The sequence below is a fragment of the Hydrogenophaga sp. GW101-3F08 genome (assembly GCF_059424585.1).
In genome coordinates this window covers 400905-424851 of the sequence record NZ_JBWKZP010000003.1, presented here as the reverse complement: position 1 = coordinate 424851, position 23947 = coordinate 400905, and the positions used below count along the sequence as shown (strand labels likewise).

Sequence of the window (23947 nt, the reverse complement as noted above, 5' to 3'; positions counted from 1 at the left end):
CGGGCGCTCTGCAGGAAAACCCGCCCCACGCTATCCCGAATCGGAAAAAATGCGGCCCGGGCCCCGACGCTTGCCCAAACGGGATACCACCGGGCGCACCGGATTGGACACACTGCGCCCCAGGCTGCCCGAGCCGTTTCGGGCGACTCTGGATGCGAGCAACAACATGTCAACCCCCCCCAAACAGGTATCGCGCGAGCTCAAGCCCGTGCTGGGCGTCTTCTCCCTCTGGGGCATCGCCGTCGGTCTGGTCATTTCCGGCGAATACTTCGGCTGGAGCTATGGCTGGGCCAGCGCGGGCACCCTGGGCTTTCTGCTGGCCACGGTGTTCGTGGCGCTGATGTACACCACCTTCATCTTCAGCTTCACCGAGCTGTCCACCGCCATCCCCCACGCCGGCGGTCCCTTCGCCTACGCCCGGCGCGCCTTCGGCCCCACCGGCGGTTTCATCGCGGGCTTCGCCACGCTGGTGGAGTTCGTCTTCGCGCCGCCGGCGATCTCGCTGGCCATCGGCGCCTACCTGGGGCTGCAGTTCCCCTCGCTCGACCCCAAGATGGCGGCGCTGGGCGCCTACGCCATCTTCATCACCCTCAACGCTCTGGGCGTGGGCATCGCCGCCATGTTCGAGCTGGTGGTGACCCTGCTGGCCGTGGCCGAGCTGCTGGTGTTCGCCGGCGTGGTCGCGCCCGGCTGGTCGCTGGCCAATTTCACCGCCAACGGCTGGGCCGGTTCCAGCGAATTCACCATGGGCACCTGGGCCGGCATCTTCGCCTCCATCCCCTTTGCCATCTGGTTCTTCCTGGCCATTGAAGGCGCCGCCATGGCCGCCGAAGAAGCCAAGGAACCGCGCCGCACCATCCCCGTGGCCTACATCACCGGCATCCTCACCCTGGTGGCGCTGGCCTTCCTGGTGATGGTCATGGCCGGTGGCGTGGGCGACTGGAAACAGCTCTCCAACATCAACGACCCGCTGCCCCAGGCCATGAAGATGGTGGTGGGTGAGTCCAGCACCTGGCTGCACATGCTGGTGTGGATCGGCCTGTTCGGCCTGGTGGCCTCGTTCCACGGCATCATCCTGGGCTACTCGCGCCAGATGTTCGCCCTGGCCCGCGCCGGCTACCTGCCCGCCTACTTCGCCAAGGTGCACCCGCGTTTCAAGACCCCGGTGCGCGCCCTGGTGGGCGGCGGCGTGATCGGCGTGATCGCCGTCTTCAGCGACGAATGGGTCAGCTTCGGCGGCCTGCCGCTCACCGCCAACATCGTGACCATGGCCGTGCTGGGCGCGCTGGTGATGTACATCATCTCCATGGCCGCGCTGTTCAAGCTGCGCGCCAGCGAACCGCTGCTGGAGCGTCCGTTCCGCGCACCGTTCTACCCGCTGTTTCCGGCGATTGCCCTGGTCTGTGGCCTGGTGTGCCTGCTCGCGGTGGTGTACTTCAACGCCATGCTCTCGGTGCTGTTCCTGGGCCTGATGGCACTGGCCTACGGCTACTTCCGGGTCACTTCCGCGCAGCGCGACGCCGCCCCGGTGGATGCCATGCTGGGCGTGGTGGAATGAAAGCTCCTTAGACTGAACACCCCCCGCCGCGCTGCGCGCGACCCCCTCCAGGGGGCGACACCAGTCGTCCGGCAGAGCCGGCCCGACGGTGTCTCCCGGCTGGACCACTTCGTGCGCCATGGGTCGCGCACGGCGTGGTGGAAGAACTGGGATCAGGTCGAACCTGCTGGCTGAAAGGATGCATCCGTGAGTCTGGGCACCACCCTCGGGCAGCGCGCCTACCGTTTCGAGAACCTGCGCGAGGTCATGGCCAAGGCCACGCCCCTGCGCTCGGGCGACTGCCTGGCCGGCCTGGCCGCCGCCACCGAGCAGGAGCGCGTGGCCGCGCGCTGGGTGCTGGCCGACGTGCCGCTGCGGCGCTTTCTGGACGAAGCACTCATCCCCTACGAAGACGACGAGGTCACCCGGCTCATCATCGACAGCCACGACGCCGCCGCCTTCGCCCCGGTGGCCTCGCTCACCGTGGGCGGTTTTCGCGACTGGCTGCTCGGCGTGCAGGCCACGCCCGAGGCGCTGTGCCGGCTCGCGCCCGGCCTCACGCCCGAGATGGTGGCCGCCGTGAGCAAGCTCATGCGCAACCAGGACCTGATGCTGGTGGCGCGCCGCTGCGAGGTGATCACCCGCTTTCGCAACACCCAGGGCCTGCGCGGCCACCTCTCGGTGCGGCTGCAGCCCAACCACCCCACCGACGACCCCGCCGGCATCGTCGCCAGCATGATCGACGGCCTGATGCACGGCGCGGGCGACGCGGTGGTCGGCATCAACCCGGTGTCCGACAGCGTGCCCGACCTGGTGCGGCTGAACCACCTGCTGGCCGAGGTGCTGGCGCGCGGCGCCATCCCCACCCAGACCTGCGTGCTTACCCACGTCACCAACACCATGCAGGCCATGCAGCTGGGCGCGCCGGTGGACCTGGTGTTCCAGTCCATCGCCGGCACCCAGGCCGCCAACCACTCCTTCGGCATCGACCTGGCCCTGCTCGACGAAGCCCACGCCATGGCCCAGGCGCTGGGCCGGGGCACGGTGGGCCACAACGTGATGTATTTCGAGACCGGCCAGGGCAGCGCCCTGTCGGCCAACGCCCACCACGGCGTGGACCAGCAGACCTGCGAGGCCCGCGCCTACGCCGTGGCGCGGCGCTACCAGCCGCTGCTGGTGAACACCGTGGTCGGCTTCATCGGCCCCGAGTACCTGTACGACGGCAAGCAGATCACCCGCGCCGGCCTGGAAGACCACTTCTGCGGCAAGCTGCTGGGCCTGCCCATGGGCTGCGACATCTGCTACACCAACCACGCCGAGGCCGACAGCGACGACATGGACAACCTCATGGTGCTGCTGGCCACCGCGGGGCTGAACTTCCTGATCGGCGTGCCCGGTGCCGACGACGTGATGCTGAACTACCAGAGCACCTCGTTCCACGACGCGCTGGTGCTGCGCGAGCTGCTGGGCCTCAAACGCGCGCCCGAGTTCGAGGCCTGGCTGCAGGGCGTGGGTGTGACCGGCGCGCAGGGCCAGCTGCTGCCCGCGCCGCGCCAGCCCGCCTTGCCCGCCACGCTGTGGGCGCTGCCAGAGACGCCATGACCCAACCCCCACCGCCCACGCTCCCCGTGCTCCCCGTGCTCCCCGATGCGCCCGGCCCGGACCCCTGGGCCCACCTGCGCCGCCACACGCCGGCGCGCATCGCGCTCGGCCGCAGCGGGGTCAGCCTGCCCACGCGCGAGGTGCTGGACTTCGCGCTCGCCCACGCCCAGGCGCGCGACGCGATCCACCTGCCACTGGACACCGAGGCGCTGCAGGACGGCCTGCGCTCGGCCGGCTGGCCGGCCCCGCTGGTGCTGCAGAGCCAGGCGCGCGACCGGCACGAATACCTCCTGCGGCCCGACCTGGGCCGGCGCCTGGACACCGACAGCGCCACCCGCCTGGCACAGAGCCGGGTCGACGCGGCGCCCGCCGGCGGCGCACCCGATCTGGTGCTGGTGCTGGGCGACGGCCTGTCGGCGCTGGGCATCCAGCAGCACGCCGTGCCCCTGCTCGGCGCCATCCGAGACGCGCTCGACCCGGCCCTGCGCCTGGGCCCGCTGGTGCTGGTGCGCCAGGCCCGTGTGGCGGTGGCCGACGAGGTGGGCCAGCTGCTGGGCGCGGCCATGGTGGCCATGATCGTGGGCGAACGCCCGGGCCTGAGCTCGCCCGACAGCGTGGGCATCTACCTCACCCACGCGCCCCGGCTGGGCTGCACCGACGCGCAACGCAACTGCATCTCCAACGTGCGGCCGGCCGGGCAGGACGTGGTCACCGCCGCGCGGCGCCTGGCCTGGCTGGTCGGCGAAGGCCGCCGTCTGGGCGTCACGGGCGTGGGGCTCAAGGACCACAGCGGCCTGCCCATGGTGAGCCCGGCGGCCATTGCTGGGGGTTGAGGGGCCTCTTCCGGGTTTTGCCGGATGCCGTGTGGGTGAACGGAAGGTCTCGTTCGTGGCACCTCGCGTGCCAAGGCGTGCGCGGACAGGCCGCAGCGCTTCAGTGAGGCGGTCGGCGCGATGCGCCGACTCCCCTGCGATGCTCGCGGCCGTGGCCCGTCGCACAACTCGCTGCGTTCGCTGCGCTCTCTCCGCTCAAACAAGTGCGACGAGTCAGACAACGAAGCGCGCTGCGCGCGCGGCCACGGCCACTGCGCTTCTCGGCGCCTCACAAGGCGCGCTGCGGCTTGCCCACGCACGCCTTGGCAGAAAAGGTGTGGGTTCTCCACCGGTAGAGAGCCACTTCATTTCTTGCTGCGGCAGGCGCTGTCCGGTGGGGGCGATTTCTGGGGCGGCTGTGACCGCCAGCCTGGGGCCGGGCGCGCAAGTGCGCGCTTCGTTTCTGACTCGCGGCCATTGTTTGAGCGGAGAGAGCGCAGCGAACGCAGCGAGTTTGGCCGCGCCGGCCCCAGGCTGGTGGGCGTAGCGGAGTCGGCGCAAAGCGCCGACCGTCCCAGTATGAGCCCCCGCCGGGCAGCGCCTGCCGCAGCGCGCGAGGTGCAACGAACGACACCGCCCGTTCAGCGACAGAGCATCTAGGCAGACGATGAAAAGGAGGGAGCGAGCAGCGCCCCTCGGCAGGCTACTGGCTGGCGAGGGAAAAGATACGGTCCATGAATACCCACTTTTCCCCTGCCGGCGTCCAGGGCGTGGGTGCCTGGTAGGTCCACATCAGCGTCTCCCAGCGCTGAATGTCCGGGTTGGCCAGCGAGGCCTCGGCCATGGCCTGCACGCTGTACACGGCGGGGTCCACCTCCATCACCATGAACAGGCGCGTGCCCAGGCGGTAGATCTCCATGTCCAGCACACCCTGCGCGCGCAGGTGGTCGCGCACCTCGGGCCAGATGCGTTCGTGGGCCTGTTCGTACTCGGCGATGCGTTGGGCGTCGTCCACCAGATCGAGTGCCAGGGCGTAGCGCATGCGGGCTCCTTCGGTGGCTTGCTCAGGACAGGGCGCGGTCCAGATGGGTGTAGCCCCCATCGACGAACAACCATTGCCCGGTGGTGTGGGACGAGGCGTCCGACAACAGGAACACGCAGGTGCGCGCGATCTCTTCCGAGGTGGTCATGCGCTGGCCGAGCGGGATCTTGCGCGTGATGCTGGCGAGCTTGTCTTCGGGGTTTTCGAAGCTCTCGATCCAGCGCGCGTACAGCGGTGTCATGACCTCGGCGGGCAGCACCGCGTTCACCCGCACGCCGTCGGCGAGCAGGGAGGCGGCCCACTCCCGGGTCAGGGACAGTTGCGCGCCCTTGGACGCGGTGTAGCCGCTGGTGTTGCCCTGGCCCGTGAGCGCGGTCTTGGACGACACGTTGACGATGGCGCCGCGCGTGGCCTTCAGGTGCGGCACGCAGTAATGCGCCATCACGTAGTAGTGGATCAGGTTGCGCTCCAGCGAACCGAGGAAGGCGTCGCGCCCGGCGTCCAGGCCCACGCTGTCGTTGACGCCTGCGTTGTTCACCAGGCCGTCGATGCGGCCGAACTCGCCCACCGTCTGCGCCACCGCGGCGGCGCAGGCGGCCTCGTCGGACAGCTCCAGCTGGATGAACCGGTGGCGCGCCCCCGTGGCCTGCAGCTGCTGCGTGAACGCCGCCGACATCGGGCTCTTGCCCAGGATCACGGGCACGGCGCCCTCCTGGGCCAGGGTGAGCGAGATGGCGGCGCCGATGCCGCTGGCGCCACCGGTGACGATGACCACTTTGTCTTTCAGATGCAGGTCCATGGAAACGTTTCTCTTTGGGGGTTGTCGGGGTCTTATGGAATGGCGGGCGGCGGCGGGCTCAGGTCGTAACAGCGCAGGGCGTTGCCGCTCCAGAACGCCTCTTGCTCCGCGGCATTCAGGCGCGAGCGCGCCCACTGCTCGGCCAGGCCGTGCACCACGTCGTACGAGGATGACAACTGGCACACCGGCCAGTCGGAGCCGAACATCAGGCGCTGCGGGCCGAACGCCTCCAGCGCCTGGTCGAAGCAGGCGAGGATGTTGCGGGTGTCTTGCAGCGTCAGGCCGTGGTTGTTCAGCCAGTCGGTTTCGGTCACCGCGCCGGAGAGCTTGCACATCACGTGCGGCATCGCCGCGAGCTCGCGCAGGGCGTGGCCCCAGCCGGGCGAGGCCTGCGCTCCTGCGTCAACCCAGTCGCGCAGCGCGGGTTTGCCCACATGGTCGAGCACCAGCCAGTGCGCGTCGTGGCGGGCGCACAGCGCCACCGCGGCGGGCAACTGGTGTTCAAACACCAGCACGTCGTACACGCGCTGCTGCCGTTGCAGCGTTTGCAGGCCGCGCTGGTGGGCCGGCGCGGCCACCCAGGCCGATGCATCGGCCTCGTCCTGCAGGATGTGGCGCAGGCCCTTGAAGGCCGGGTGTGCGCACCAGGCCCGCAGCCGGGGCTCCAGATCGGCGGCGCCCAGGTCGGCCCAGCCCACCACGCCCAGCACCTCGGGGCACTGGTCGGCCAGCCCCAGCAGGAAGTCGGTCTCGTCGGCCAGCGTGCGCGCCTGCACGGCCACCACACCGTCCACGCCGGCCGTGCGCATGGCCGCCGCGTTGTCGGACGGCAGGCAGTCGCGCCGCAGGGCCGGCATGGCCTCGCTGATCCAGGGAAACTCCGGCGCGCTGTAGCGCCAGAAGTGCTGGTGGGTGTCGATCTTCATGCGGCCCGGGGCTGGAATTCGTACTGCTTCAGGGACGCCGGCTTCATCTCGATCGAGAAGCCCGCGGCCCGCGGCGGCATGTAGGCCGCGCCCCGGATGACGCAAGGATCCCTGAAATGTTCGTGCAGGTGGTCCACGTACTCGATCACGCGACCCACGCGGGTGCCGGCGATGCACAGGTAGTCGATCATCGAGAGGTGTTGCACGTACTCGCACAAGCCCACGCCGCCCGCGTGCGGGCACACCGGCAGCTTGTACTTGGCGGCCATCAGCATCACGGCCAGGATCTCGTTCACACCGCCCAGGCGGCAGGCATCGATTTGCACCACGTCGATGGCGCCGCGCATGATGAGCTGCTTGAAGACGATGCGGTTCTGGCACATCTCGCCCGTGGCCACCTTCACCGGGGCCACGCCCTCGCGGATCACGCGGTGGCCTTCGATGTCGTCCGGGCTGGTGGGCTCTTCGATGAACCAGGGCTTGGCGAAAGCCAGTTCGCGCACCCAGTCCACGGCCTGGTTCACTTCCCACACCTGGTTGGCGTCGATCATGAGGTGGCGGTTCGGCCCGAGCACCTCGCGCGCGATGCGCAGGCGGCGGATGTCGTCGGCCTTGTCGCGGCCCACCTTGAGCTTGATGTGGTTGAAGCCGGCGTCGATGGCCTCCTGGCAGAGGCGGCGCAGTTTGTCGTCGTCGTAGCCCAGCCAGCCGGCCGAGGTGGTGTAGCAGGGGTAGCCTTCGCGCTCCAGCGTTTCCCAGCGCTCTTCCTTGCCCACGGCGCGCTCCTTGAGCAGGGCCAGGGCTTCTTCGGGTGTGATGCAGTCGGTGATGTAGCGGAAGTCGATCAGCTTGACGATTTCCTCGGGGCTCATACGCGCCACCAGTTCCCACACCGGCACGCCTTCCTGCTTGGCCCACAGGTCCCACACGGCGTTGACCACCGCGCCCGTGGCCAGGTGGATCGCGCCCTTGTCGGGGCCGATCCAGCGCAGCTGGCTGTCCGACGTGATGTAGCGCCAGAAGCGGCCCATGTCCTCGGTCACCCAGGCCATGTCCAGGCCCACCACCAGGTGGCGCATGGCCTCGATGGCGGCGCAGCAGATTTCATTGCCGCGCCCGATGGTGAAGGTCAGGCCGTGGCCCTCCAGACCGGGCAGGTCGGTCTCCAGAATCACATAGGCCGCGGAATAGTCCGGGTCCGGATTCATGGCGTCCGAGCCATCCAGGTGTTGGGACGTGGGGAAGCGCACGTCTACGACGCGCATGGAAACGATGACGCTCATCTCGGTACCTGTGTCGGGGGTCGGGGCGGGCCTCTCAGGCCTGCACCGTGGTTTGTGTCTGGATGCCCAGGCCGTCGATGCCCAGGCGCATGGTCTGTCCGGCGCGCAGGTAGACCGGGGGTTTCTGCCCCAGGCCCACGCCCGGAGGGGTGCCGGTGGAGATCACGTCGCCCGGTTGCAGGCTCATGAAACGGCTCAGGTAACTGATCAGGAAGGCCACGCCGTAGACCATGGTGGCGGTGCTGCCGTCCTGGTAACGCTTGCCGTCCACCTCCAGCCACATCTTGAGCGCCTGCGGGTCGGGCACTTCGTCGGCGGTCACCAGCCAGGGGCCGGTGGGGCCGAAGGTGTCGCAGCCCTTGCCCTTGTCCCAGGTGCCGCTGCGGTCGAGCTGGTATTCGCGTTCGGACACGTCGTTCACCACGCAGTAGCCCGCCACGTGGGACAGCGCGTCGGCCTCCTCGATGTAGCGCCCGCCGCGGCCGATCACCACGCCCAGCTCCACTTCCCAGTCGGTCTTCACCGAGCCGCGCGGAATCTCCACCGCGTCGTCGGGGCCGACGATGGCGCTGGTCCATTTGTTGAACACCACCGGCTCGGGCGGCACCGGCATGCCGCTCTCGGCCGCGTGGTCCGAGTAGTTCAGGCCGATGCAGATGAATTTGCCCACCTGGCCCACGCAGGCACCCAGGCGCAGGTCCTGTTGCGGCGTGCCGGCCACCAGCGGCAGGCTGTCGATGTTGAGGCTTCGCAGGCGCGCCAGGCTCTCGGGCAGCAGGGCCGAGCCGGCCACGTCGGCGATCACGCCGGAGAGGTCGCGCACGCGACCCTGGGCGTCGAGCACGCCGGGTTTTTCCTGGCCGGGGGATCCGTAGCGCAAGAGTTTCACAGTGAGTCCTTAGATGACCCCCCGCGCCGCGCCAGGGCGCGTCACCCCCCAGGGGGCAACACGAGCGGCCCGGCGAAGCCGGTTCCGCCGTGTTCTGGAGCGGAGCGGGAGTGGGTTGGTAGGTCGTGGATCAGTCGTACAGAACCGCGGCGATCTTGGGATCGTTCATGTTCGACTTGTCGTAGTAGTAGAAACCGGTGTCGATGATTTTGGGCAGCTTCTCGCCCTTGAGCGCCTTCACGGCCGCTTCCACCGTCTTGTAGCCAATGCCGACCGGGTTCTGGGTGATCGCGCCGGCGATGGTGCCGTCGTTGATCATGTCCTTCTGGGCCTTGCCGGAGTCGAAGCCGATGATCACCACACCCGTCTTCTTGGCTTCCTTGACGCCCTTGCCCGCGCCGATGGCGCCGGGTTCATTGGTGCCGAAAATGCCCTTGAGCTTGGGGTGTGCCTGCATCAGCGCCTTGGCGATCTCGGCCGACTTCAGCTGGTCGCCACCGTACTGCACGTCCACCACCTTGATCTTGGGGTACTTGGCCTTGATCTGGTTCAGGAAACCATCGCGGCGGTCCACGCCGGTGCGGCTGGTCTGGTCGTGGGCGATCACCGCCACTTCGCCTTCGCCACCGATCTTCTCGGCCAGCTTGTCGGCGGCCAGGGCCGCGGCCGACACGTTGTTGGTGGTCGCCGTGGTCACGGGGATGTCGCTGTCCACACCCGAGTCAAAGGCGATCACCGGAATCTTGGCCGCTTGCGCCTTCTTCAGCAGGGGAATGGCGGCCTTGCTGTCGAGCGCGGCGAAGCCGATGGCCGCCGGTTTTTTCGCCATGGCGGCCGAGAGCATGTCGATCTGCTTGTCCACCTGCTGTTCGGTTTCCGGTCCTTCGAAAGTCACCTTCACCTTGTAGTCCTTGGCGGCCTGATCGGCTCCCTGCTTCACGGCCTGCCAGAACTGGTGCTGGAAGCCCTTGGACACCAGGGGGATGTACACCTCCTGGGCCGATGCGAAGCTGGTGAAGCCAGCCAGTGCCAGGCCGGCGGTCAAGGCCAGCAGTTTTCTCTTTGCGTTCATGTTTGTCTCCAGTTGAAAAAGTGCGTTTGAAACGGAATCACGGGAAGGAAAGCGGGGGCAGGTGAAGGGCTTGTGGCGTGGCGCGGTCTCCTTGTCTATTTCTTGTTGCGACGCAGGTTGTCGGTGTAGACGGCCAGGATGATGATCAGCCCGGTCAAGACCATTTGCCACTCCTGCGCCACCGACATGATGCGCAAGCCGTTGATCAGCACGCTCATGATGAAAGCGCCGATGATGGTTCCCAGAATCGTGCCCACCCCCCCGCTGAGCGAGGTGCCGCCGATCACCACGGCGGCGATGGCGTCGAGTTCGTAGCCCTGGCCCAGGGCCGGTTGGGCCGAATTCAGGCGCGAGGCGATCAGCAGGCCCGAGATGCCGCAGATACCGCCCGCGAAGGTGTAGATGATGACCTTCCAGCGGTCCACGTTCACACCCGACAGGCGCACCGCTTCCTCGTTGCTGCCCAGGGCGAAGGTGTAGCGGCCCAGGGCGGTCTTGTTCAGCACCACCGCGCACACCGCCGCCACCAGGAACAGGATCAGCACCCCGTTGGGAATCGGCAGGCTGGGGATCAGATCGCCGATCAGCGAGCCCAGCGAAATCTGGTCGAAACCTTCCACGTCGCTGAAGTAGATCGGGCGTGTCTGCGTGATCAGCAGCGACAGGCCTTTGAGCAGCATCATCATGCCCAGCGTGGCGATGAAGGGCGGCACCTTGAGTTTGGTGATGACCAGCCCTGAGATGCAGCCCGACAGCGCGCCCATGGCCAGGGCACACGCGATGCCCAGCGGCAGCGGGAAGCCCAGGTTCACGATGAAGACGCCCGCCATCACGGCACAGAAGGTCATCAGCACGCCCACCGAGAGGTCGATGCCCGAGGTGATGATGACGAAGGTGCTGGCGATGGCGAGCACGCCGATCACCGTGGTGGACTGCAGGATGCCGATGATGTTGTCCTGCGTCATGAAGGCGTCGGGCTTGAGCACACTGAACACCACGAGCAGCGCGATCAGGCTGGCAAAGGCCAGCAGCTTTTGTTTGGCCTGCGCCCCGAAAAAGCGGGCCAGCCAGGAGAAGGGGGAAGTGGTTTGTGTCATGGAATGCCTAGTTGGTCTGAATCAGTCGCGGCGGGTGGCCAGGGCCATCAGGTTTTCCTGCGTCGCCTGGTGGCCCGGCACCTCGCCGGTGATGCGGCCTTCGCACATCACCAGCACGCGGTGGCTCAGCTGCAGCACCTCGGGCAGTTCGGAGGAGATCACCACGATGGCGCGACCCTGGGCGGCCAGGTCGATCAGCAGTTTGTAGATCTCGCTCTTGGCACCCACGTCGATGCCGCGCGTGGGTTCGTCGAAGAACAGGATCTCGCAGTCCTGCACCAGCCATTTGGCGATCACCACCTTCTGCTGGTTGCCGCCCGAGAGCAGGCGCGCGGTCTGGGTGAGCGAGGGCGTCTTGATGCGCAGCTTGTCCACCATCTGCTGCGACACCTGGTGGATCGCCGCGCGGTTCAGGAACATGCCCCACTTCAGCCAGCGCTTGAGGCTGGGCAGGGTGATGTTGGACTCCACGTCCATGCCCGTGGCCAGGCCGAAGTGTTTGCGGTCTTCGGAGAGGTAGCCCATGCCCGCGCGCACCGCGTCCTGCGGCGAGCCGATGCGCACGCGCTGGCCGCGCACAAGAATCTCGCCCGAGTCCAGCGGGTCGGCGCCAAACACGGCGCGCGCCACCTCGGTGCGCCCCGCGCCCATGAGGCCGGCGAAGCCGACGATCTCGCCGCGGCGCACCGAGAAACTCACGTCGCGGATCGTGCGGCCCCGGTTCAGGCCACGCACCTCCAGCAGCACCTCGTTGGCCGAGGTGTCGGGGATGTGTTTGTCGGCATGCTCCAGGTAGCGCCCCACCATCATCGCGATCACCTGCGGCATGGGGGTGTCGGCCGGCACGGTGTCGATGGTGGTGCCGTCGCGCATCACGGTGACGCGGTCGGCGATGCGCTGGATCTCGTCCATCTTGTGCGAGATGTAGACGATGCCCACGCCCTCGCTCTTGAGCTTGCGGATGATGCGGAACAGCTCCTCGATCTCGGCGTTGTTCAGCGCGGCGGTGGGCTCGTCCATGATGAGCACGCGCGTCTTGAACGACAGCGCCTTGGCGATCTCCACCATCTGCTGGCGCGCCACCGTGAGCTCGCCCACGGGGGTGGTGGGTGCGAGCACCAGGTGCAGGCGGTCGAACAGCGCCTGGGTGTCGCGGTTGAGCTGGTCTTCGTCCAGCAGCAGGCCCGCGGCCTTGCGGGGTTCGCGCCCCAGAAAGATGTTCTGCGCCGCCGTGAGGTGCGCCATCAGGTGCAGCTCCTGGTGGATGATGCCGATGGCCAGCGACTGCGCGTGCGCCGGGCTTTCGATCTCCACCGGTTCGCCGTCGAGCCGCACCTCGCCGCTGTCCTTGCGGTAGACCCCCGCCAGGATCTTCATCAACGTGGACTTGCCCGCGCCGTTTTCGCCCATCAGGGCGTGGACCTCGCCGGCGCGCAGGTCGAAGCGCACCCCGTCCAGCGCCTTGACACCGGGGAAGGACTTGCTGAGGTTCTGGACCGAAATCAGAGGTGTCACGACGTGACCCTGGCTGGACAGGCTGTCCATGGTCAGATGGTCACGCCGCCGTCGACCAGCAGCGTCTGCCCGGTCACGAAGCGCGATTCGTCGCTGGCCAGGTACACCACCATGGGCGAGATGTCGTCCACCGTGGCCAGGCGGCCCATGGGCTGGCGGGCGATGAAGTCCTTTTCGGCCTGCACCGGGTCGGCCGCGGAGGCGATGCGCCCGCGCAGCGACGGCGTGTCCACCGTGCCCGGGCACAGCGCGTTGGCGCGCAGGCCCTGTTTCACGTAGTCGGCCGCGAGCGACTTGGTCAGCCCGATCACGGCCGCCTTGGTGGCCCCGTAGGCGCAGCGGTTGGCAAAACCCTTGATGCTCGACGCCATCGACGCCATGTTGATGACGGACACGCTGCCGTCCTGCGTGCGGGCCTTTTCCAGCATGGCCGGCATGAAGGCGCGTGTCATGCGGAACATGCTCTTCACGTTCAGGTCGAAGCTCAGGTCCCAGTCGGCCTCGGTGCAGTCGAGCACGCTGCCATTGGCCACCATGCCCGCGCAGTTGAACAGGGCATCGAGCGCGGGGGTGCGCTGCGCCAGTGCCTGCACGGCTTCGCTGTCGCGCACGTCCAGCCACACCGCCTCGATGCCCGGGTGTTCGGCGGCCAGCTGGTCGAGCAGCGGCTGGTTGATGTCGGTGGCGATCACCCGGGCGCCCTCGGTGGCACAGGCCAGGGCGCTGGCGCGGCCAATGCCCTGCGCCGCCGCGGTGATGAGGATGGTTTTGCCTGCCAGACGACCTTCACGCATACGGGAAACCTCGGTTGAATAAATTCACAGATAAACAAACAATCCATGTATGAATAAAATCATAGGTGCAAATCGCCCACAACCGGCTCGGTAGTTTCCCTAGCCACGGCTGCGGTACAAAGCAGCTCGACCCGAGTCACCCCATTGAGAGACCCGCATGCCAGCCACCGCCCCCAAACCCCGCGGCCGCCGCCCCAAGACCGACGCCGCACCCGACACCGCCGCCTCTGCCGACGACCGCTACCGCGCCCCCGCGCTGGACAAGGGGCTGGACATCCTGGAGCTGCTGGCCACCCAGCCGCACGGCCTCACGCGCGCCGAGATCGTGAAAGAGATGGACCGCAGCGCCAGCGAGATCTACCGCATGCTCGAACGCCTGGTGGCGCGCCAGTACGTGATGCGCACCCTCTCGGGCGACCGCTACGCGCTGAGCCTCAAGCTGTTCGCGCTGGCCCACATGCACCCCCCGCTCAGCCGCCTGATCAACCAGGCGCTGCCCATCATGGACGACTTCACGCGAAAAGCCGAACAGTCGTGCCATATGGGGGTGTACGACCGGGGCAACGTGCTGATCAGTGCGCAGATCAACAGCCCCAGCGGCTGGAGCTTTGCCGTGCAGCGCGGCGCCCGCGTGGGCCTGCTGGACACGGCCTCGGGCCACCTGTTGCTGGCCTATGCCGACGAGGGGCGCTTCAACCGCATGCTGGCCGAGCACACCCCGCTGGACGGGGAGGTGCCGATCACCCAGGACGAGCTGCGGGCCACGCTGGGCAGCATTCGTGAGCGCGGTTACCTGGAGCGCGAGAGCGCGCAGACCCTGGGCGTGGTGGACATCTCCTTCCCCATCCTCGGCCCCGACAACACCGCCCTGGCCACGCTCACCTGCCCCTACATCCGCCGCATCGACCGCCACGTGGGCCCCGACATGGTGCAGGTGCGCGAATACCTGCGCGACGCGGCCAACGCGTTGTCGCTGACCCAGGGCATGAACGCCGCGTGAATCCCGGACCGGGTGGCCCTCGTGTGGCCCGTGTGGGCGGCTGGCCGGATGGCATAGACTGGATCGGCATGAAACCCGGTTCGGTTAAATTTTTTTAAAACATGCTCGACGCCCGCCAACTGGAGGCCCTCACCGCCGTGATCGAGCACGGCAGCTTCAGCGCGGCCGCGGCCTCCCTGCACCTGACCCTGGCGGCGGTGTCCTTGCGCATCAAGGCGCTGGAAGACGCCCTGGGTCAGCGCCTGCTGGTGCGCGGCAAGCAGGTGCGCGCCACGCCGGCCGGGCAGGCCCTGCTCGGGCATGTGAAGCAGCTGCGGCTGATGGAGGCCGACCTGCTGGACGGCCTGCGCACCGGTGGCCCGGGCATCCGCGACGGCGCGCGCTGGCAGAGCCTGAGCGTGGCGATCAACGCCGACTCGGTGGCGAGCTGGTTCCTGCCCGGGGTGGCGGCCATGCTGCAGCGCCACCGCCTGCTGCTCGACATCATGATCGACGACCAGGACCACACGCACGACGCACTCAAGAGCGGCGACGTGATCGGCTGCGTGACCACGCTGGCCGAGCCCATGCGCGGCTGCGTGGCCGAACCGCTGGGCGTGATGCGCTACCGCTGCGTGGCCGCGCCCGAGGTGGTGCAGCGCTGCACCACGCCGCAGGGCGAGGTCTCGCCGCACCAGCTGCTGGCCCTGCCGGCCATCATCTTCAACCGCAAGGACGCGCTGCAGGACAGCTTTCTGGAACAGCATTTCGGCCTGCGCCAGCCCAACTACCCGCGCCACTTCGCGCCCGCCGTGGACGCCTTCGAGACCGCCATCGAACTCGGGCTGGGCTGGGGCATGGTGCCCGAGCACCACCTCGCGGGCCGCCCGCGCCTGCAGGAAGTGCTGCCCGGATCGACGGTGGACGTGGCGCTGTACTGGCAGCACTGGGCGCGCGAACCGCTCAGCGCGCAGCGCCTGACCCAGGCGGTCAAGGCGGCGGCGCGGACCAGCCTGTCGCCGCTGGCGGCGGCGCCTCCGCCCGCCCCGTAAAATCCCGCCCCATGCTCTCTGTCAAACACGAACTGCTGGGTGGCCTCGCCGCCGAGCTGGAACTGCTCTCTCCTGGTGCGGGCAGCCGCGCCGCCTTCGAATCGCCCAAGGTGGCCGCGCACGGCGACTTCGCCTGCACCGCCGCCATGCAACTGGCCAAACCGCTCAAGCTCAACCCGCGCCAGCTCGCCGACACCCTGCGCACGGCCCTGTTGGCGCAGCCGGTGTACCAGCAGTGGGTGTCCGACATCGACATCGCCGGACCCGGTTTCATCAACATCCGCCTCAAGCCCGCGGCCAAGCAGCAGATCGTGCGCGAGGTGCTGCGGGCCGGCGAGGGCTTCGGGGTGGTTCCGCCCAACGGCCAGCGCCTGATGGTCGAATTCGTCTCGGCCAACCCCACCGGCCCGCTGCACGTGGGCCACGGCCGCCAGGCTGCGCTCGGTGACGCGATCTGCAGCCTGTACCAGACGCAGGGCTGGGACGTGCACCGCGAGTTCTATTACAACGATGCCGGCGTGCAGATCGGCACGCTCGCCAACAGCACCCAGCTGCGCGCCAAGGGCTTCAAGCCGGGCGACCCCGAATGGCCCGAGGCCGCCTACAACGGTGACTACATCCAGGACATCGCCAACGACTACCTGGCGAAAAAGACCGTGCACGCCGACGACCGCGACTTCACCGCCAGCGGCGACGTGGACGCGCTCGACGACATCCGTCTCTTCGCCGTGGCCTACCTGCGCCACGAGCAGGACCTCGACCTGCAGGCCTTCGCCGTCAAGTTCGACCACTACTACCTCGAATCCAGCCTCTACACCAGCGGCAAGGTGGACGCCACGGTCCAGAAGCTGCGAGAGGCCGGCAAGACCTACGAGCAGGACGGCGCGCTGTGGCTCAAGTCCACCGAGTACGGGGACGACAAGGACCGCGTCATGCGCAAGGGCGACGGCTCCTACACCTACTTCGTGCCCGACGTGGCCTACCACATCAGCAAGTGGGAGCGCGGTTTCACCAAGGTGATCAACATCCAGGGCACCGACCACCACGGCACCATCGCCCGCGTGCGCGCCGGCCTGCAGGCCGCGAACGTCGGCATTCCACAGGGCTACCCCGACTACGTGCTGCACACCATGGTGCGCGTGGTCAAGGGCGGTGAAGAGGTCAAGATCAGCAAGCGCGCCGGCAGCTACGTGACCCTGCGCGACCTGATCGAATGGACCAGCAAGGACGCGGTGCGCTTCTTCCTGCTCTCCCGCAAGCCCGACACCGAGTACACGTTTGACGTGGACCTGGCGGTGCAGAAGAACAACGACAACCCGGTCTATTACGTGCAGTACGCCCATGCGCGCATCTGCTCGGTGCTGGCGGCCTGGGGTGGCGACGCGGCTTCGCTGAAAGACGTGGACCTCTCGGCGCTGGACAGCCCGGCCGCCCAGGCGCTGATGCTGCTGCTGGCGAAATACCCCGCCATGCTGGCCGACGCCGCGCGCGACTTCGCGCCGCACGATGTCACTTTCTACTTGCGCGAGCTGGCCGCCTGCTACCACAGCTACTACGACGCCGAGCGCATCCTGGTGGACGACGAGGCGGTGAAAAAGGCCCGTCTGGCCCTCGTCGCGGCCACCGCGCAGGTGTTGCACAATGGTTTGAAGGTGCTGGGCGTGAGTGCCCCGCAGAAGATGTGATGACGAAAGCCCGTATGAAAACCCGTTCTCCTTCCGCCCGTTCGCACGTGGGCGGAACCCTCATTGGCTTCGTGATCGGGGTGCTGGTGGGGCTGGCTGGCGCGCTGGCGGTGGCGATCTACGTCACCAAGGTGCCCATGCCCTTCGTGGACCGCGGGGTGTCGCGCAAACCGGCGCAGGATGCGGCGGAAGCCGAGCGCAACAAGGGCTGGAATCCGAACGCGGTGCTGGGCGGCAAACCCGCCCCGGTGCCCGGTACGGGCAACGAAGCTGGGGCCATCGTGGTGCCCCCGGCCGATGGCAAGCCGCTGCCGCCGGCCGCCGCTCCGAAGGCGCCCCCCGCGTCTGCCGCGCAACCGCAGGGCGACCCCATCGAGGATCTGCTGCGTTCGCGCCCGAAGGCCGACAGTGCGCCCGCCGCGCCCACCGCAGAGGCTCCCGCCAGCGGTGCCCCGAACCCGGCCACGGCCGACCCCTTCACGTATTTCGTGCAGGCCGGGGCGTTCAGAAACCCCGACGAGGCCGATGCGCAGCGCGCCAGGCTGGCCATGCTGGGCATGGCCGCCGAGGTCAGTGAGCGCGAGCAGTCCGGGCAGAAGGTGTACCGGGTGCGCGTGGGGCCGTTCGCGCAGAAGGCCATGGCCGACGCCACGCGCGAGCAGCTCGAAGCCAATGGTGTGGCCGCTGCGCTGGTGCGCGTGCAACGTTGAGCGCGCTGAACGCCTGAGCCGAGGCGGTGCCGCGGAACTTTTTTCCGCAGGGCCGGCCCCAACCAAGCCCATACAAGGAGTCCGATTTCATGCAACGCCGAGTTTTTTCCCGCACCCTGTTGAGCGCTGGCGCCTTGAGTGCCGCTGGGGCCCTGCGTCCCGCGCTGGCCCAGCGCATCGGTTTCAAAGAAGGCACCGACTACCAGCGCCTGAGCAAGCCCGCGCCGGTGGTCAGCCCGCCGGGGCAGGTCGAAGTGGTGGAGTTCTTCGCCTACAGCTGCATCCACTGCTTCAACTTTGAACCCGTGTTCAACGACTGGATCGGCAAGAAGCCGGCCCACGTGACGGTGCGGCGCATGCCGGTGGCGTTCAGCCCGGACTTTGTCCCCATGCAGCGCCTGTATTTCACGCTGGAGGCCATGGGGCTGGTGGACAAGCTGCACCGCAAGGTGTTCCAGGCGATGCACGAGGAGCGCCTGCCCCTGACCACGCCTCCGGCGATCGCCGCCTGGATCGAAAAGCAGGGTGTCGACAAGGCCAAGTTCGCGGCCATCTACAACGGCGCGGCGATCCAGCAGTCCAGGGAAGCCACGGCCTTGCAGGAAGCCTATATGGTGGAGGGCACGCCCGCGCTGGGTGTGGCGGGCCGTTTCTACATCGGTGGCCAGGGTCCGCGCACCCTGTTGATCGCGGACAACCTGATCGCCCAGGCGCGCAAGTCCTGAAGAACCGGGCGCCGGCACGACCAAGGCCCGCCCTCTGGCGGGCCTTGTGTTTTCCGGGCCGCGACAAAGTCCGGTGAGGTGCCTGCGGGCGGGGTTTGCGCCGCTACAATGAATGCAAGATTTGTGCCCCTGAAAAGCCATGCCTCAAAACACCTTTGCCCCCAGATTGCTTTCGCGCTTCATCATCGCGGCCCTTGGCCTGACGTTGGTCGCCGCTGCTCACGCAGAGCTGGCCGACAAGGACAAGCCGATGAACATCGAGGCGGATGCGCTGCGCTACGACGACGCCCGACAGAGCAGCGTGTTCACCGGCAACGTGGTCGTCACCAAGGGCACCATCGTGATGCGGGGCACGAAGATGGATGTCCGCCAGGACCCGCAGGGCAACCAGTTCGGCAACCTGTACGGCTCCGCGGCCAAGCCCGGTTTCTTCCGCCAGAAGCGCGAGGCGCTGGAGGAGTGGATCGAGGGTGAAGGCGAACACATCGAATACAACAGCCAGGCCGAGACGGTGGTTTTCACCGGCAGCGCCGTGCTGCGCCGCTACCGCGGGACCCTGATCAACGACGAGAGCCTGGGCAACCAGATCACCTACAACAGCCGCACCGAGGTCTTCACCGTCAAGGGCGGCGAGAGCAACCGCACGGCGGCCAATCCCTCGGGCCGGGTGCGCGCCATGCTCACGCCCATCCCCGACGAAGAGAAGGCGCCCGCGAAGCCCGCAGCGCCGGCCGATCCGGCCAAATTGCGCCCCAGCGAACAGCTCAACGAGAAAAACAAGTGACCGCAGCAGGTTTGGGCAGCGTGCCCGCTCCCATGGCCGTGCGCAGTCAACTGGAGGTGCACGGACTGCAGAAGGCCTACGGCAGCCGCAAGGTGGTCAAGAGCGTTTCACTCACGGTGGACAAGGGTGAGGTGGTGGGTCTGCTGGGCCCCAACGGCGCGGGCAAGACCACCTCGTTCTACATGATCGTGGGGCTGTTGCGCGCCGACGGCGGCGAGATCCTGCTGGACGGGCAGCGCATCGAGGCGCTGCCCATTCACCGGCGGGCCCGGCTGGGCCTGGGCTACCTGCCGCAGGAAGCCTCCATCTTTCGCAAGCTCACGGTGGAGCAGAACGTGCGAGCCGTGCTGGAGTTGCAGCGCGACGAGGACGGCAAACCCCTGTCCGCCACCGAGATCACGCACCGGTTGGACGAGCTGCTCAAGGACCTGCGGGTGGACCATCTGCGCGACTCGCCCGCGCCCTCGCTCTCCGGCGGGGAGCGGCGCCGGGTGGAGATTGCCCGCGCGCTGGCCACCCGGCCGCGCTTCATTCTGCTGGACGAACCGTTTGCCGGTATCGATCCGATCGCCGTGATCGAGATCCAGCACATCATTGGCTTCCTGAAATCGCGTGGCATCGGGGTACTGATCACCGACCACAACGTGCGCGAGACCCTGGGTATCTGCGATCACGCCTACATCATCAGCGACGGACAGGTGCTCGCCAGCGGCACCACGGCCGAGATCGTGGAGAACGCCGAAGTGCGCCGGGTGTACCTCGGCGAGCATTTCAGGATGTGATGCATGAGGCCCCTGTGTGTCTCGTGCCCGCCGGCCCGACCCGGCTCCCGCACCGCTGCGCGACCCGCGCGCCGGGTCGCTGTCCCTCCGTTTTGCCGGCCTGACGCATGAAACAAGGCCTGTCGCTGCGCGTCTCCCAGCATCTGGCGCTCACGCCCCAGCTGCAGCAGTCGATCCGTCTGCTGCAGCTGTCCACGCTGGAGATGGCGCAGGAGGTCGAGCAGATGCTCGACGAGAACCCGTTTCTGGAGCGCACCGAGGAGCTCGCCGAACGCGAGGCGTTTGGTCTGGAGCAGATCGACGCGCCGGTGAGCGCGGGCGAGCAGATCGCCGAAGCCACGGTGGCGGCTGCCAGCGACCTGGCCCCGGCCGCCGAATTCGACGGCCCGTTGCCGCCTGCGTCGTCCACCGTGTCGCCGGTCGACGGCGGCGAAGGCGGTGAGGGCGAGGCGCTGGAGAGCCGGCTCGATGGCGCCGCGCCGATGGAAGAGAGCTGGGAAGGCGACGGCACGGTCGAGATGGCGCCCGATGACAGCGAGTGGGGCGGCGACGCGCCGCCGCGCAACAACAACTCGTCGGGCGACGACGACGAAACCGCCAGCGCAGCCGACCTCGCGCGCGTGCCCGTCAGCCTGCAGGACCACCTGCACGACCAGGCCCGCTGCCTGCGCCTGAGCGACGAGGACAGCGCCGCGCTGTATTTCCTGATCGAGTCGCTCAACGACGACGGTTACCTCGAAGAGCGCCTGTCCGAGCTGGCTGGCGCCTGGTTGCGGCTCTCGGCCCCGCCGGGCAAGCCGGTCGATCCGCAGGAGCACCTGGAGGAACTCGAAGCGCTCGAACAGCGCCTGGGCGTGGCGCTGCAGCTGCTGCAACACATGGAGCCTTCGGGTGTGGGCGCGCGCGACCTGGGCGAATGCCTGCGCCTGCAGATCCTGGAGCTGCGCAACAGCCCCGAGGCGCGGGCCGCGCTGGCCATCTGCAGCCAGCCGCTGGAGCTCATGGCCAAGCGCGACATCAAGCGCCTGTGCAACCTGTGTGGCCTGGACGACGCCACCGTGCGCGCCGCCCTGGCCTTGATCGCCCGGCTCGAACCCAAGCCCGGGCGCCGCTTCGTCGATGTCGAGCGCAACGTGGTCGTGCCCGACGTCATCGTCACCCGCGCCGGGCGCGGCTTCAAGGTCCAGCTCAACGCCGAGGTCATGCCGCGCCTGCGCGTGCACGACGTGTACGCCAATGCCATGCGGCAGAACCGGGGCGGACGCGACAACGGCGGCGAAGCCGGCCACGCCGCCATGCAGCAGCGGCTGCAGGAAGCCCGCTGGTTCATCAAGAACATCCAGCAGCGCTTCGACACCATCCTGCGCGTCTCCAGCGCCATCGTCGAGCGCCAGCGCAACTTCTTCATGCACGGCGAACTCGCCATGCGCCCGCTGGTGCTGCGCGAGATCGCCGACGAACTCGGCCTGCACGAGTCCACCATCAGCCGCGTGACCACCGCCAAATACATGGCCACGCCCTTCGGCACCTACGAACTGAAGTATTTCTTCGGCTCCAGCCTGGGCACCGAAACCGGCGGCAACGCATCGAGCACTGCGGTGCGCGCGCTGCTCAAGCAATTCATCGCCTCCGAAGAGCCGGGCAAGCCGCTGTCGGACAACCAGCTCTCCGACCTGCTGCGCGAGCAGGGCATCGAGTGCGCGCGCCGCACCGTGGCCAAGTACCGTGAGGCCTTGCGCATCGCGCCAGCGAACCTGCGCAAAGCGCTCTGAACACCCCCTGCCGTGAACCAACTCCAACTCTTTCTTCCCTGCGCCGCCGGCGTCGAGGACTTCCTCGCCGCCGAGGTGCAGCGCATCACCAACGAGCCGCTGGCCTTCAAGGCGCGTGGCGGCGTGGGGGTGCGGGCATCGTGGCGCGACGCCATGCGCCTGAACCTGCACAGCCGCCTGACGCAGCGCGTGCTGGTGCAGCTCTGGCACGGCGAGTACCGCAACGAGAACGACCTGTACAACGCCGCGGGCGACGTGGCCTGGGAAATCTGGTTCACCCCGGCGCAGACCATCAAGGTCGAGATCACCGCGCAGCACAGCCCGCTGACCTCGCTCAACTTTGCCGCGCTCAAGATCAAGGACGCCATCTGCGACCGCTTCCGTGCCAAGCGCGGCGAGCGCCCCAGCGTGGACACCACCTGGCCCGACGTGCGCATCTACGCCCACCTCACCACCGACAGCGTCACGCTCTACATCGACACCTCGGGTGAGCCGCTGTTCAAGCGCGGCTGGCGCGAAGACAAGGGCGACGCGCCGCTGAAGGAAACCCTGGCCGCCGCCATGATCGCCGCCACCGGCTGGGACGCCTGCGCCGACCAGCCGCTCGACGACATTCCCCCGCTCTACGACCCCTGCTGCGGCAGTGGCACGGTGGTGATCGAAGCCGCGCAGATTGCACTGAACATTCCGCCCGGCCTGCTGCGCCGTTTCGCGTTTGAAAAGATGCTGCCGTTCCAGGCCCACGTGTGGCAGGCCATCCGGGACGATGCCGCGCGCCAGCAGCGCGAGTGGCCGGCGGGCCACGCGCCCATCGTCTTCGGCAGCGACGTGTCGTTCCGCATGGTCGACTTCGCGCAGCGCAACGCCGAGCGCGCCGGCGTGGCCCACGCCATCGAGCTGCGCGGCGGCGACGCCCTGCAGCGCATGCCACCCAGCCAGACGCCCGGCGTGATGCTGCTCAACCCGCCGTATGGCGAGCGCATCGCCGCCGCCGGTGTGGCCGGTGAAAACGCCAGCGCGCGTGCGCTGCGCCAGGCGCCGCGTACACCGCGCACTTTCAGCGTGGGGCAGGCCGCGCCGCCCGCGCCCGGCCAGGGCCGCGGGGAGCCGGAGGTTTCGCGGCTGGGCCGCGAGAGTGCGCAGATGGCCGATGGCGGCGACGGCAGTGAGTTTTTCCAGCAGCTCGCGGCCCACTGGAAGAGCCACTACGCCGGCTGGAGCGCCTGGCTGCTCACGCCCGACCTCAAGCTGCCCGGCAAGATGCGTTTCAAGGAATCGCGCCGCGTGCCGCTGTGGAACGGCCCCATCGAGTGCCGGCTGTTCCGCTTCGACCTCGTGGCGCGCAGGACGTGAATCCCCCCCGCCGCGCGACGCGCCCAAGGCACTTCGCTCCGGTGGCGCTGGACGCGAGACGCTGAGCGATGCCCGTGGACGCGCTGGTGCTCGACACCAACATCGTGCTCGACCTGTTGGTCTATGAAGACCCGGCCACCGAGCCCCTGCGCGCCGCGCTCGCCGAACCACAGACGGCCTGGCTGGCGACGGACGCGATGCGCGAAGAACTCGCGCGCGTGCTGGCCTATCCGCAGATCGCCAAACGCCTGGCCGCCCGCGCCTTGCCCGCCGGCGACGTGCTGGCCGCGTTTGAGCAGCGCGTGCGCATCGTGCCCGACGCGCCCAAGGCGCCCTACACCTGCAAAGACGCCGACGACCAGAAATTCATCGACCTGGCCGTGGCCCATGGCGCAGCGCTGCTGAGCAAGGACGCCCACGTGCTCTCCATGGCCCGGCGGTTGGACAAACTCGGCGTGCGCGTGAGCCGCCAGTGGCCAGGCGCTCTCAGCCCGGCCGCAGTTTCGCGCTGACCTCCGCGGCGTCCGGCGGATCGGCGAACACCGTGTTGTGCCGCCCGGTCAGCGGCCCACCGCCAGGGACCAGCTCTCCGTGCGCCGTGTAGCCCACGGCCTTGAATTTCCACACCGCGCCGATGCGTTTGAGGTTGCCCACATGCCGGCCCTGCGCGTCCAGCACCGCGCAGGCGGTGTCGTTGATGGGCTGGAGCGTGAAGGTGTCGTGGGTCATGGGGGCAT

Annotated in this window: 23 protein-coding genes; 13 read left to right on the top strand and 10 right to left on the bottom strand. The window is 68.2% G+C overall.

Annotated elements, in window-relative coordinates:
- Positions 1–166: 166 nt before the first annotated feature.
- The 3 genes from eat to eutC all read left to right on the top strand — a co-directional run bounded on the left by eat (position 167) and on the right by eutC (position 3972).
- The gene (gene eat / locus AC07YZ_RS11430; protein ID WP_226491290.1) at positions 167–1558 is read left to right on the top strand and encodes an ethanolamine permease; all 1392 of its coding nucleotides are present in this window, start codon (positions 167–169) and stop codon (positions 1556–1558) included.
- Positions 1559–1804: 246 nt separating this feature from the next.
- A complete protein-coding gene (locus AC07YZ_RS11425; protein ID WP_494794900.1) occupies positions 1805–3139 on the top strand; it encodes an ethanolamine ammonia-lyase subunit EutB in 1335 nt (444 codons plus the stop codon).
- Positions 3136–3972, top strand: a complete 837-nt coding sequence (gene eutC, locus AC07YZ_RS11420; protein WP_494794810.1) for an ethanolamine ammonia-lyase subunit EutC — start codon at positions 3136–3138, stop codon at positions 3970–3972. Before AC07YZ_RS11425 ends, eutC begins: the two co-directional genes overlap by 4 nt.
- A 682-nt stretch (positions 3973–4654) precedes the next feature.
- Here the strand turns inward: eutC and AC07YZ_RS11415 are convergent.
- The 9 genes from AC07YZ_RS11415 to AC07YZ_RS11375 all read right to left on the bottom strand — a co-directional run bounded on the left by AC07YZ_RS11415 (position 4655) and on the right by AC07YZ_RS11375 (position 13368).
- Positions 4655–4993 carry an L-rhamnose mutarotase gene (locus AC07YZ_RS11415; protein ID WP_494794809.1) on the bottom strand — a complete coding sequence of 113 codons (339 nt, stop codon included), beginning with the start codon at positions 4991–4993 and terminating at the stop codon, positions 4655–4657.
- A gap of 22 nt (positions 4994–5015) precedes the next feature.
- Positions 5016–5792: an L-fucose dehydrogenase gene (locus AC07YZ_RS11410; protein ID WP_226491294.1), complete on the bottom strand. Its 777-nt coding sequence runs from the start codon at positions 5790–5792 to the stop codon at positions 5016–5018.
- Positions 5793–5824: 32 nt separating this feature from the next.
- Positions 5825–6718 (bottom strand): L-fucono-1,5-lactonase, encoded by an 894-nt coding sequence (locus tag AC07YZ_RS11405; RefSeq protein WP_226491295.1) that lies wholly within the window; start codon positions 6716–6718, stop codon positions 5825–5827.
- Positions 6715–8001 carry an L-fuconate dehydratase gene (locus AC07YZ_RS11400; RefSeq protein ID WP_226491296.1) on the bottom strand — a complete coding sequence of 429 codons (1287 nt, stop codon included), beginning with the start codon at positions 7999–8001 and terminating at the stop codon, positions 6715–6717. The genes AC07YZ_RS11405 and AC07YZ_RS11400 overlap by 4 nt, the downstream gene beginning before the upstream one ends.
- Positions 8002–8035: 34 nt before the next feature.
- Positions 8036–8890 (bottom strand): fumarylacetoacetate hydrolase family protein, encoded by an 855-nt coding sequence (locus AC07YZ_RS11395; RefSeq protein WP_494794808.1) that lies wholly within the window; start codon positions 8888–8890, stop codon positions 8036–8038.
- Between the two features lie 130 nt (positions 8891–9020).
- A complete protein-coding gene (locus AC07YZ_RS11390; protein ID WP_226491298.1) occupies positions 9021–9962 on the bottom strand; it encodes an ABC transporter substrate-binding protein in 942 nt (313 codons plus the stop codon).
- Between the two features lie 95 nt (positions 9963–10057).
- Complete coding sequence (locus AC07YZ_RS11385; protein WP_494794807.1) at positions 10058–11059, bottom strand: ABC transporter permease; 1002 nt, start codon at positions 11057–11059, stop codon at positions 10058–10060.
- Positions 11060–11080: 21 nt separating this feature from the next.
- Positions 11081–12604 (bottom strand): sugar ABC transporter ATP-binding protein, encoded by a 1524-nt coding sequence (locus tag AC07YZ_RS11380; protein ID WP_494794806.1) that lies wholly within the window; start codon positions 12602–12604, stop codon positions 11081–11083.
- Positions 12605–12606: 2 nt separating this feature from the next.
- Positions 12607–13368: an SDR family oxidoreductase gene (locus AC07YZ_RS11375; RefSeq protein ID WP_494794805.1), complete on the bottom strand. Its 762-nt coding sequence runs from the start codon at positions 13366–13368 to the stop codon at positions 12607–12609.
- Positions 13369–13525: 157 nt separating this feature from the next.
- Between AC07YZ_RS11375 and AC07YZ_RS11370 the strand changes: the two genes are divergently transcribed.
- The 10 genes from AC07YZ_RS11370 to AC07YZ_RS11325 all read left to right on the top strand — a co-directional run bounded on the left by AC07YZ_RS11370 (position 13526) and on the right by AC07YZ_RS11325 (position 23722).
- Positions 13526–14368 (top strand): IclR family transcriptional regulator, encoded by an 843-nt coding sequence (locus AC07YZ_RS11370; protein WP_226491302.1) that lies wholly within the window; start codon positions 13526–13528, stop codon positions 14366–14368.
- Positions 14369–14469: 101 nt separating this feature from the next.
- Positions 14470–15399: an HTH-type transcriptional regulator ArgP gene (locus AC07YZ_RS11365; protein WP_494794804.1), complete on the top strand. Its 930-nt coding sequence runs from the start codon at positions 14470–14472 to the stop codon at positions 15397–15399.
- A gap of 11 nt (positions 15400–15410) precedes the next feature.
- Positions 15411–17084 carry an arginine--tRNA ligase gene (gene argS / locus AC07YZ_RS11360; RefSeq protein WP_494794803.1) on the top strand — a complete coding sequence of 558 codons (1674 nt, stop codon included), beginning with the start codon at positions 15411–15413 and terminating at the stop codon, positions 17082–17084.
- Positions 17085–17098: 14 nt separating this feature from the next.
- Positions 17099–17794 carry an SPOR domain-containing protein gene (locus AC07YZ_RS11355; RefSeq protein ID WP_226491305.1) on the top strand — a complete coding sequence of 232 codons (696 nt, stop codon included), beginning with the start codon at positions 17099–17101 and terminating at the stop codon, positions 17792–17794.
- 89 nt (positions 17795–17883) lie between these two features.
- The gene (locus AC07YZ_RS11350; protein ID WP_226491306.1) at positions 17884–18519 is read left to right on the top strand and encodes a thiol:disulfide interchange protein DsbA/DsbL; all 636 of its coding nucleotides are present in this window, start codon (positions 17884–17886) and stop codon (positions 18517–18519) included.
- A gap of 139 nt (positions 18520–18658) precedes the next feature.
- Positions 18659–19303 (top strand): lipopolysaccharide transport periplasmic protein LptA, encoded by a 645-nt coding sequence (gene lptA / locus AC07YZ_RS11345; protein WP_494794802.1) that lies wholly within the window; start codon positions 18659–18661, stop codon positions 19301–19303.
- A gap of 32 nt (positions 19304–19335) precedes the next feature.
- Complete coding sequence (gene lptB / locus AC07YZ_RS11340) at positions 19336–20085, top strand: LPS export ABC transporter ATP-binding protein (RefSeq protein ID WP_226494639.1); 750 nt, start codon at positions 19336–19338, stop codon at positions 20083–20085.
- Positions 20086–20192: 107 nt separating this feature from the next.
- On the top strand, positions 20193–21857 hold the full coding sequence (rpoN, locus tag AC07YZ_RS11335; RefSeq protein WP_226491308.1) for an RNA polymerase factor sigma-54: 1665 nt from the start codon (positions 20193–20195) through the stop codon (positions 21855–21857).
- Between the two features lie 12 nt (positions 21858–21869).
- Positions 21870–23210 carry a THUMP domain-containing class I SAM-dependent RNA methyltransferase gene (locus AC07YZ_RS11330; RefSeq protein ID WP_494794801.1) on the top strand — a complete coding sequence of 447 codons (1341 nt, stop codon included), beginning with the start codon at positions 21870–21872 and terminating at the stop codon, positions 23208–23210.
- Between the two features lie 68 nt (positions 23211–23278).
- Positions 23279–23722 (top strand): putative toxin-antitoxin system toxin component, PIN family, encoded by a 444-nt coding sequence (locus tag AC07YZ_RS11325; protein WP_494794800.1) that lies wholly within the window; start codon positions 23279–23281, stop codon positions 23720–23722.
- Here the strand turns inward: AC07YZ_RS11325 and AC07YZ_RS11320 are convergent.
- A complete protein-coding gene (locus tag AC07YZ_RS11320; RefSeq protein WP_494794799.1) occupies positions 23697–23939 on the bottom strand; it encodes a hypothetical protein in 243 nt (80 codons plus the stop codon). The genes AC07YZ_RS11325 and AC07YZ_RS11320 overlap by 26 nt on opposite strands.
- Between the last annotated feature and the right edge of the window lie 8 nt (positions 23940–23947).

Coding starts and splice junctions, on each gene's coding strand:
- eat (WP_226491290.1), top strand. CDS start 167: ATGTCAACCCCCCCCAAACAGGTATCGCGCGAGCTCAAGCCCGTGCTG.
- AC07YZ_RS11425 (WP_494794900.1), top strand. CDS start 1,805: ATGGCCAAGGCCACGCCCCTGCGCTCGGGCGACTGCCTGGCCGGCCTG.
- eutC (WP_494794810.1), top strand. CDS start 3,136: ATGACCCAACCCCCACCGCCCACGCTCCCCGTGCTCCCCGTGCTCCCC.
- AC07YZ_RS11415 (WP_494794809.1), bottom strand. CDS start 4,993: ATGCGCTACGCCCTGGCACTCGATCTGGTGGACGACGCCCAACGCATC.
- AC07YZ_RS11410 (WP_226491294.1), bottom strand. CDS start 5,792: ATGGACCTGCATCTGAAAGACAAAGTGGTCATCGTCACCGGTGGCGCC.
- AC07YZ_RS11405 (WP_226491295.1), bottom strand. CDS start 6,718: ATGAAGATCGACACCCACCAGCACTTCTGGCGCTACAGCGCGCCGGAG.
- AC07YZ_RS11400 (WP_226491296.1), bottom strand. CDS start 8,001: ATGAGCGTCATCGTTTCCATGCGCGTCGTAGACGTGCGCTTCCCCACG.
- AC07YZ_RS11390 (WP_226491298.1), bottom strand. CDS start 9,962: ATGAACGCAAAGAGAAAACTGCTGGCCTTGACCGCCGGCCTGGCACTG.
- AC07YZ_RS11385 (WP_494794807.1), bottom strand. CDS start 11,059: ATGACACAAACCACTTCCCCCTTCTCCTGGCTGGCCCGCTTTTTCGGG.
- AC07YZ_RS11380 (WP_494794806.1), bottom strand. CDS start 12,604: ATGGACAGCCTGTCCAGCCAGGGTCACGTCGTGACACCTCTGATTTCG.
- AC07YZ_RS11375 (WP_494794805.1), bottom strand. CDS start 13,368: ATGCGTGAAGGTCGTCTGGCAGGCAAAACCATCCTCATCACCGCGGCG.
- AC07YZ_RS11370 (WP_226491302.1), top strand. CDS start 13,526: ATGCCAGCCACCGCCCCCAAACCCCGCGGCCGCCGCCCCAAGACCGAC.
- AC07YZ_RS11365 (WP_494794804.1), top strand. CDS start 14,470: ATGCTCGACGCCCGCCAACTGGAGGCCCTCACCGCCGTGATCGAGCAC.
- argS (WP_494794803.1), top strand. CDS start 15,411: ATGCTCTCTGTCAAACACGAACTGCTGGGTGGCCTCGCCGCCGAGCTG.
- AC07YZ_RS11355 (WP_226491305.1), top strand. CDS start 17,099: ATGAAAACCCGTTCTCCTTCCGCCCGTTCGCACGTGGGCGGAACCCTC.
- AC07YZ_RS11350 (WP_226491306.1), top strand. CDS start 17,884: ATGCAACGCCGAGTTTTTTCCCGCACCCTGTTGAGCGCTGGCGCCTTG.
- lptA (WP_494794802.1), top strand. CDS start 18,659: ATGCCTCAAAACACCTTTGCCCCCAGATTGCTTTCGCGCTTCATCATC.
- lptB (WP_226494639.1), top strand. CDS start 19,336: ATGGCCGTGCGCAGTCAACTGGAGGTGCACGGACTGCAGAAGGCCTAC.
- rpoN (WP_226491308.1), top strand. CDS start 20,193: ATGAAACAAGGCCTGTCGCTGCGCGTCTCCCAGCATCTGGCGCTCACG.
- AC07YZ_RS11325 (WP_494794800.1), top strand. CDS start 23,279: ATGCCCGTGGACGCGCTGGTGCTCGACACCAACATCGTGCTCGACCTG.
- AC07YZ_RS11320 (WP_494794799.1), bottom strand. CDS start 23,939: ATGACCCACGACACCTTCACGCTCCAGCCCATCAACGACACCGCCTGC.